This window comes from Morganella sp. TYF_1, from assembly GCF_043105645.1.
In the GTDB taxonomy this organism is placed as follows: Bacteria; Pseudomonadota; Gammaproteobacteria; order Enterobacterales; family Enterobacteriaceae; genus Morganella; species Morganella morganii_B.
On record NZ_JBICLU010000021.1, the window covers coordinates 1 to 10,175 of the forward strand.

Below are 10,175 nucleotides of genomic sequence, written 5' to 3' on the forward strand. Positions count from 1 at the left end.
TACCGTCTGTCCGGAAACCGGGTTATCGTTGACGTCTTTCAGCGTCAGTGTCAGCGTGGATTCTGTCGCATTATCCGCCACGATAGTCAGCGGTGTTGCAGTCAGGACAGATTTATCCTTATCCAGCTTACTGCTGTCCGCTGTCAGTTTCACCGTGACCGGTGCCACCTCCAGTGCATTACCGCCCACAGTAACTTTAATTACTGCAGCCCCGGCGGTTTTCCCTTTCAGCGTCGCCGTATAGGTACCGTCCTGATTATCCTTCACTGTTCCGAACGTGGTATTGGCCAGTTCAGTGCTGAACAATACCGTCTGTCCGGTCACCGGGTTATTGTTGATATCTTTCAGCGTCAGTTTCACCACAGACGTCGTGCTGTCGTTTGCCACGATAGTCAGCGGATCTGCCGTCAGTGCCGACTTATCTTTATCCAGGTTATCCTGGTCGCCGATCAGTTTCACTGTCACCGGTGTCACAGCCAGTTCAGCACTGTTTACCGTCACTTTCAGTAACGCATTACCGGCCGTTTTCCCTTTCAGGGTCGCCGTATAAGTCCCGTCCTGATTATCCTTCACTGTTCCGAACGTGGTGTTGGCCAGGCTGGTGCTGAACAATACCGTTTGTCCCGGAACCAGGTTGCCGTTGACGTCTTTCAGGGTCAGTGTCAGCGCGGACTCCGTGGTATTGTTTGCCACGATGCTCAGCGGTACAGCGATCAGCGAGGATTTATCCTTATCCAGCTTACTGCTGTCCGGGGTCAGGGTGACCGTTACCGGTGCAACTGCCAGCGCATTACCGCCAACGGTGACTTTGACCTCCGCAGCCCCGGCCGTTTTCCCTTTCAGGGTCGCGGTATAGGTACCGTCCTGATTATCCTTCACTGTTCCGAACGTGGTTCCGCCGAGCGTGGTACTGAACAGTACCGTCTGTCCGGACACCGGGTTACCGTTGACATCTTTCAGCGTCAGTTTCAGCGCGGATTCCGTCGCATTATCCGCCACAATACTCAGCGGAGCCGCTGTCAGTACGGATTTGTCCTTATCCAGGTTCGTACTGTCAGCCGTCAGTTTCACCGTAACCGGTGCCACATTCAGCGCATTACCACCCACAGTGACTTTAATTACTGCATCACCGGCCGTTTTCCCTTTCAGGGTCGCGGTATAGGTTCCGTCCTGATTATCCTTCACTGTTCCGAACGTCGTGTTGGCCAGCGTGGTACTGAACAGCACGGTCTGTCCGGCAACCGGGTTACCGTTGGCATCTTTCAGCGTCAGCTTCAGCGCTGATGTCGTGCTGTCGTTTGCCACGATAGTCAGCGGTGCTGCTTCCAGGACAGATTTATCTTTATCCAGATTACCGCTGTCTGCCATCAGTTTCACCGTGACCGGAGCGACTGCCAGTTCTGTACCGTTAACGGTGACTTTCAGTAATGCATCACCGGCGGTTTTCCCTTTCAGCGTCGCGGTATAAGTCCCGTCCTGATTATCCTTAACGGTACCGAACGTGGTGTTGGCCAGTGTGGTGCTGAACAGCACGGTCTGACCGATCACCGGGTTGTCATGGACATCTCTCAGTGTCAGCGTCAGTGACGAGGTCGTGCTGTTGTTTGCCACGATGCTCAGCGGTGCTGCTGTCAGTGAAGATTTATCCTTATCCAGATGATCTTTATCCCCGGTCAGTTTCACACTCACCGGTGCCACTGCCAGTTCCGCACCGTTCACGGTCACTTTCAGTGCCGCAGTACCGGATTTGGTTCCTTTCAGTGTCGCCGTATAGGTGCCGTCCTGATTATCTTTCACGGTACTGAACGTGGTGTTTTCCAGTTCCGTGCTGAACAGCACGGTCTGTCCCGGAATCAGGTTACCGAAAGTATCTTTCAGGGTCAGTTTCAGTGACGAAGTCTTGGTATTGTCCGCCACAATGGTCAGCGGGTCCGCAGTCAGCACTGACTTATCTTTATCCGGATTTGCGCTGTCCGGCGTCAGAACCACCGTTACCGGAGCAACTGACAGCCCGGTGCCGTTCACAATAACGGTCAGCGGAGCATCCCCGGATTTGGAGCCTTTCAGGGTCGCGGTATAGGTCCCGTCCTGATTATCCTTCACCACACCGAATATGGTATCTGCCAGTGTGGTGGTGAACTGCACCGTCTGTCCGGACACCAGGTTACCGTTGACGTCTTTCAGGGTCAGTGTCAGTGACGAGGTCGTGCTGTTGTTTGCCACGATACTCAGCGGTGCCGCAACCAGGACAGATTTATCTTTATCCAGATTGCCGTTATCCGCGGTCAGTTTCACCGTTACCGGCGCAACAGCCAGCACTGTACCGTTTACAGTCACTTTCAGTAACGCATCGCCGGCGGTTTTTCCTTTCAGCGTCGCGGTATAGGTACCGTCCTGATTATCTTTCACCGTACTGAAGGTGGTTCCGCCGAGCGTGGTACTGAACAGCACCGTTTGTCCCGGAACCAGGTTACCGTTGGCATCTTTCAGGGTCAGTTTCAGATCCGATAATGATGCATCATCTGCCACAATCGTCAGCGGTACCGCAGTCAGCGAGGATTTGTCTTTATCCAGATTCGTGCTGTCCGGGGTCAGGACAACAGTCACCGGCGCGACATCCAGCGAATTACCACCCACGGTGACTTTAATTACTGCATCACCGGCGGTTTTCCCTTTCAGTGTTGCGGTATAAGTACCGTCCTGATTATCTTTCACGGTACCGAACGTGGTTCCGCCGAGCGTGGTACTGAACAGTACCGTCTGTCCGGACACCAGGTTACCGTTGGCATCTCTCAGTGTCAGCGTCAGCGTTGACGTCGTGGCGTCATTTGCCACGATGCTCAGTGGTGCCGCTTCCAGGAGAGATTTATCTTTATCCAGGTTACCGCTGTCCGCCGTCAGTTTCACCGTGACCGGTGTAACCGCCAGTTCAGTGCCGTTAACGGTGACTTTCAGTAATGCATTACCGGCCGTTTTACCTTTCAGCGTTGCGGTATAGGTACCATCCTGATTATCTTTCACCGTACTGAAGGTGGTTCCGCCAAGCGTGGTACTGAACAGCACCGTCTGGCCCGGAACCAGGTTACCGTTGGCATCTTTCAGGGTCAGTTTCAGATCCGATAATGATGCATCATCTGCCACAATCGTCAGCGGTACTGCGGTCAGCGAGGATTTGTCTTTATCCAGATTCGTGCTGTCCGGTGTCAGGACAACAGTGACCGGCGCCACATCCAGCGGATTACCGCCCACGGTGACTTTAATTACTGCATCACCGGCGGTTCTCCCTTTCAGGCTCGCGGTATAGGTACCATCGCCATGATCCGTCACCGTACCAAACGTGGTATTGGCCAGCTTGGTACTGAACAGCACGGTCTGTCCGGCAACCAGGTTACCGTTGACATCTCTCAGTGTCAGCTTCAGAGCGGACGTCGTACTGTCGTTTGCCACGATGGTCAGCGGAGATGCTTCCAGGACAGATTTATCCTTATCCAGATTACCGCTGTCCGCGGTCAGTTTTACCGTCACCGGTGCAACGGCCAGCACAGCACCGTTCACGGTCACTTTCAGTGCCGCATCACCGGCGGTTTTGCCTTTCAGCGTAGCGGTATAGGTACCGTCCTGATTATCTTTTACCGTACTGAAAGTGGTTCCGCCGAGCGTGGTACTGAACAGCACCGTCTGTCCCGGGACCGGGTTGTCGTTGGCATCTTTCAGTGTCAGCGTCAGCGCTGACGTTGTGGAGTCGTTTGCCACGATGCTCAGCGGTACTGCGGTCAGCGAGGATTTGTCTTTATCCAGATTGCTGCTGTCCGGCGTCAGTTTCACGGTCACCGGTGCGACAGCAAAAGCCTTGCCGTTCAGCGTGACGCTGATTTGTGCATTGCCGGATTTGGTTCCTTTCAGCGTCGCGGTATAGGTGCCGTCCTGATTATCCGTTACCGTACCGAAGGTCGTGCCCTGCAGGCCGGTAGTGAACAGTGCAGTCTGCCCCGCAACCGGGTTGTTATTCACATCCCGCAGCGTCAGCGTTATTGCAGTTGTCGTATTACCGTCTGCCACGATGGTGTCAGGTACTGCTGTCAGTGAAGATTTATCCTTATCCAGCTTACTGGTGTCTGCGGTCAGTTTTACACTCACCTCAGTCACAGCCAGCACGGCATTATTCACGGTGACTTTGATTTTTGCGGTTCCGGCTTTAGTGCCTTTCAGAGTGGCAGTATAAGTACCGTCCGCATTATCTCTCACCGTACTGAACACGGTATCCGCCAGGGCGCTGCTGAATACCACAGTCTGGCCGCTCACGGCATTATCGTTCACGTCTTTCAGGCTCAGAGTCAGCGTTGAAGGCGTCTTGCCATCAGCCACAATTGTGTCAGGAACAGCCGTCAGTTCTGATTTATCACCACTCAGGTTACCGTTATCCGCCGTCAGTTTTACGGTGACCGGTGTGACCGCGAACGCTTTTCCGTTCAGCGTGATGCTGACTTTCGCATCCCCGGCTTTAACACCTTTCAGTGTTGCCGTGTAAGTACCATCCGGATTTTCGGTAGTACCGCTCACCGTGGTTCCCGCCAGCGCGGTTCCGAAGACCACGGTCTGACCCGGGATCAGGTTCCCCTGACGGTCTTTTAAGATGAAATGCAGCGTTGATGTTGTCTGACCATCTGCCACGATCGTCACCGGATCGGCTGTCAGCGAGGATTTCTGAGCATCAGGGTTCGCACTGTCTGCCTTAAAGGTGACAGTAACAGAAGGCTCACTGGTGTTAATCTTCGCTTTAACCGCAACCTGTGCCGCACGGGTGCTGGTCATGCTGAACGTTACTTCACCCTGCTCATTGGTCAGCAAAGACTGTGAAGCCGGAGACGCGCCGTTGTCAGCGGTGAAAAGAACGGCCACATACGGCACAACGTTACCCTGTGCATCAGTGACAATCGCTTTCACGCTGTTGACGGATGTACCATCAGCCGCGCTGTTATCTGCGGTGATCGTGAGATTTGATGCCTTAATTTCCGCTGTCGTGCTGTCTGCTGTAAACATCACGGTTTTTGATGCGAATTTAGTATTGACCTGTGCAATAACGCTGGTGTTACCCGCACGGGTGTTAGTCAGTTCAAACAGTGCATTACCGTCAGCATCCGTATTGATCAGCATCTGAGACGGAAGTGCACCGTGATCGGCGACAAACTTCACGGCAATTCCCGGGACCGGGTTATTGTAGGCATCAACAATAGTGGCTTTCACACTGTTTGCTGCCGCACCATCCGCTTTCTGATTATTGGTGACGATAACCAGGCTTGCATCCGTAATGGTTGCAGTGGTTTCATCCGCCACAAATTTCAGTGCGCGTACCGCATCATCGCCGTTAATGCTGAAGGTATAGTTATCAGAACCGGCTTTGGTATTGCTGATACTGATACGCAGCTGACCACGGCTGTCTGTCAGACCGCTGACAGGCTGGGTCTGATAGCGTGCGGTTCCCGGTACTTTGATAGTTACCGGTGCACCGGCTAACGGGTTATTGCGGCTGTCAGTGACAGTCACCAGAACCTCGTTTTTCGCTTTGCCGTCGGCTTTCGCACCATCCTGAGTCACGACCGCGCTCTGGATCTTCGCGGTACTGATATCCGCGACAAACTGCGAGGTCACACTCTTCGACGTACCCGTCCCCTCTACCACCAGTTTGGAGTCCCCTGCCGTTTCACTGCTGAAACGGATAGTGACCTGGCCGTTAGTGTCAGTCTGCTGGTTCGGATCGGTGACTGTTGCGCCGTTATCTGCTCTGGCGGTTAACGGGAAGTTTTCCACCTGGTTATCGAACTGGTCAGTAACCGTTGCCACGGCGATATTTTTCGCCTGGCCGTCAGCCACCGCTTTGTTATTGGTTAATTCAAGCGTTTTAATTTTTGCGGTACTGAGATCCGCAATATAGACGATCGATTCCGTACGGCTGTTACCGTTACGCATCTTGGCTTTCAGCAATCCTTTACCTGCGGATTTACTGATGATTTTCACGGTCGCCGTGCCGTCAGGTCCGGAGATCACGGTCAGGGTCCGGCCGCTGTTGCCGTCTGCGTCATAAATGGTCACGCCTTCCGGATTTTTCAGACCGGAAACACTGAACGTGACGGCTTTATTCGCCAGCACTTCACCCTTGTCATTCTGTAACAGCGCCACCGCTGTGAACTGGTCGCTGTTATTAGCAATTAATGACTGATTTGGCGTTACCGTCAGCTTAGTGATGGTTTCCACAGACGGGATAACATTCACCCACATTTCTGCGGTGTTGGACGGGTTGCCCTCGTTATCTTCACCAACAGCTGTTACACGGTAGCCCTGCGGCCCGCCGTTGCGATCCATAAAGATATATTCCGGCAGGGTAATATCCGCCGTGGTCAGCCCGGTCTGTTTGATCTCACCGCCGTTTGCCAGCAGTTCAGGCGCTGACCAGCGCAGAGATTTCAGGCCGTATTTGGCTTTCAGCACACTGACCGTTACCGGCAGTGTCTGTGCCGCTTCACCGTTGAGTGTCGGCGGCAGTGCGATCCGCAGCAGTTCCTGCTTACGGTACTGCATTACAATGTTGTAGTTTCTGTCGACAAAGTCGTAACGGTTACCCGCCAGGTTACGCATCAGATCAACATTGTCGGTATCCAGCTGCTGTGACAGCGGCACGCCGAAACGGTAGGAAAGCTCCATACCAATCTGGCTGTCATTGGAATCACCACGGGATGTCTGACCTTTAAACGTGATCAGCGGGAACGGGGTGTAACTGAGCCCGAGGGTGGAGACCGACGGGTTACTTTTCAGTTCACCGGAAGAGGTGGTACCGGCCAGGCTGACGCCGTCGCCGAAGTACTGTTCATATTTTGCAAATGCGCCTAACTGCGGATAATCAGGCAGATAGCCCTCCGCACGGATATCAAACCCGTTCGCCGGGCGTTCGTCGTAATCGCGCATTTCATGCAGTGTTGACTGGTGCCAGTCTGTTACTCTGAAGTAGCCGTTGGCTGCAAACTTCAGGTAGTTGGCCCATAACTCACCGCCGACACCGACCCGCGAGTTGCTGCCGGTGATATCGTAATCATAAAAGCTGTTCACACCCCACATCCAGCCGTCTTCATACTGACGGTAACCCAGACCGAGGTTGGTGGTGGTGCGTTCTTCATTGGCACGAAGCCCGATCTGTGAAAACAGCAGGCTGTTCGGATTATCAATTAACGGCACCAGGACATCCGCATCACCGGTTTTATTACTGCCGAACTGAATGCGGGCGTGGCCCACCTGGTTCAGCCAGTCATTCACCTGCTGGTTAAGCAGGTTTTCACCGATACCGCGCACATAACCGAGGGATGCATCCACCGCATCCTCACTGGAGAGGATCTGCCCGGCCTGTGAGGCATTACCCGCCAGGCGGGCTTCATTCTGTGCCGCTTCATCTTCCGGAGAGATATCGGGCAGACCGAGGGTCGGCAACGCACTGAAGATATCATCGGTCCGCACGGTATTATCGCGCGGTGCCGGGTTCGCCGGGTCAGGCAGCGTGCTGACACTCATCGGGAACGGCATGCCGTTCTGTCCGGAGATAAAGCCGCTGTCTGAACCAGCCGGCATCACGCCGTATTCACTGCCGGACGGCATCTCAACGGTAAATCCCTCACCGCTCAGAGTGCTGCCGGAAGCGGTTTTTCCGCCCTGAGGATTCGGAGGCGGAGCCGGACTCGGAGATGTATCCATCAATGCATTAAGTCCGTCAAATGTTTCTGACATGATTAATTCATTGTCATGTTCTGCCGCGTAGGCAACAGATAATGTTGCCGTCGACACCGGAAAAAATAACTGCAAAAAGAGCAACAGATAGGCTGTTACTCTTTTTGTTTTTGAGTAATACGAAGTCACAGGCATGAATACATCCCCGAAAGTAAGATTAAAGCCATAAATTAATAATCAGAAAACACTCTTTCATTATTTCCGCTAATAAGTTCAATCACCGGACACGTTATAAAAATATGTTATTTTTCACTCCCGCTGAATGTTTACATATCACAGGCGTATTTATTTCCTGTTACGTTATTCAACCCGGACGTTATTACGGCACAAATACACGTATCTGCCACCTGTTAAAGGCCGCAGATAACAAGAACATCGCCTTGCCGGATTTAATATCAGCAATCCATTTAAATACTTATTATTGGAGTTATATGCACATCATCGAAAGTAAATAATAAGACATATTTTTACATTATCACACAGTATATACAGTGCTCAGAAACAGGTCAAAACCAGACAATAACCATTAATAATCAACATACTAAATAAAAAAACAGCCAATATAAGCCTGAATTACTCCTTCAATAGATTTTTATTTAATTATTTTTTACAAAAAAAATAAAAAAAGGAACCATCATGACAAACGCCATTGCCAAATAAAGATATCAATTATCATTACTTATCATCTGAGTTAAACAAAAGGTTTATAAAATTACAGCAATAACCACAGACAGGAACTCTGATTTATCCTGATGTTGATTTATGAAATAACTAAAAAAAATAACAAAATATCAAAAAACTTGAGAAACCGAAACACATGTTATTGTATCACAAATGATAAAAACCTGATTGAAAAACGATTTGAATAGGGAATATAACGTCAAGTTCTGACCTTACGAAACCAGATAGAAAATCTGAACAGAAAAACATTAGGATATTCAAGATGTTCCGAAATACATAACAAAATCATTGGTACCTTCATTGAAATGGAACATCACATTTAACACACAATCAATGTATTGAATCCCCAACCTATTATTTAATAGCCGGGACTTTCATGGTACAGCCGAAAAACTAATATCTCACACGAAAGTCCCATTTTATTATTGTCTTGGTACGCCTTATTATGGCGTACCCATGACCCCAGTAACTATCCAATTCTTAAGTAGTAACTAAATTCACTCTTCTTCATAATAAAGCCACTGAATAGCAACTACTCCCGGAAATCCCTCACTGGTATCTCCTTTACCTAACCATGTTTTTACACCAACAATAGTCGCCTTATCAGGTACATTCCAAGTATATTTATTGCTCCCCCCACCACAAGCATTTCTACCCGCTGTTTGTACTGTATTTTGTTTTGAATTAAAGACTACTTGTCCTAATAAACCGCCAAATCTGTTACCCTGACGAGTACACACACTGGTTACAATCGACTTCATGCTATTCAAATGTTGAATATTTTGGGTATTATCTCCCCCTCCCCCCTGGGTACTACCTATCCCATCAACAATAGAACCTGTTTTTGCATATAAAGAATAATCAGGTGCCTTAATTAAATCCGTATTTGCGGTACCCGATGCAGTACCATATACAATACTTTCCTTAGGAGGTGAAACCGTCAATTTAGTTGTCACATCTGCATTATTAATTCCATTCAATGTTACACCAGAAGCCGTCACAGTCACACTACCAGCCTTTATACCAGTGATAGTATCTCCTGTTTCAAATTTTGCTATCGTATTATCTGATGAATGCCATGTGATATTACTAACCGTTATTTCTGCACCAACATTATCCGTTGCTTTAGCCTTTAAAACATACTGAACAGTCTGATCAGGTATAATTGTTTTATTTACGGCTGAATTAATTATATAAAAATTATATGAGTATAATGTTATGCCAGCGTTTAATTCCCCAAAGTATTCACTACCAATTTTTACCTTAATAACATAATCACCCGCATCAATCCCAGATACGTCAGCTGTATATTGGCCATGCGTGGCAGTCGCTGATATATTTTTAATGAAAACACCCTCAGTAATAACTGTGCTTCCTTTTAACACGACAAATTGAAGATCATCTTTCAATCCGTCCACTGGATTATTTTGCCCATCCTTAACTAATAAGGTAACTATTGCCATACCTTCATTTTGACCATTATTTGCAATAATCCGTGATTCGTTAATTGAAAGAGAAGAATTAGCAGGTTTTGCATCACCGACTTTAAAGATCACGTCTTTACTCACCGACATGCCGTTCACCGCGGCGGTGACACCGGTCACCCCGGCCCTGATATTCGTCACGTCAAACAACGCTGATCCGTCCGCTCCGGTTGTCACCGTCTGCGTCGCCGGCAGACCGCCGTTGCCCGCGGTGAACACCACCGCCGCATCCGGCACCAC

General features: G+C 49.9%; 3 protein-coding genes. 1 reads left to right on the top strand and 2 read right to left on the bottom strand.

Annotated features, from left to right (window positions below; genetic code table 11):
• A partial coding sequence (locus tag ACF8OF_RS11140) for an invasin domain 3-containing protein (protein ID WP_392496626.1) occupies positions 1-7,770 on the bottom strand: 7,770 nt, incomplete at its 3' end.
• Positions 7,771-8,657: 887 nt separating this feature from the next.
• On the opposite strand from ACF8OF_RS11140, the gene ACF8OF_RS11145 reads away from it, so the two are divergent.
• A complete protein-coding gene (locus tag ACF8OF_RS11145) occupies positions 8,658-8,774 on the top strand; it encodes an IS1 family transposase (protein ID WP_392496629.1) in 117 nt (38 codons plus the stop codon).
• 174 nt (positions 8,775-8,948) lie between these two features.
• Here the strand turns inward: ACF8OF_RS11145 and ACF8OF_RS11150 are convergent.
• On the bottom strand, positions 8,949-10,175 hold a 1,227-nt coding region (locus tag ACF8OF_RS11150), incomplete at its 5' end, for an Ig-like domain-containing protein (RefSeq protein ID WP_392496628.1).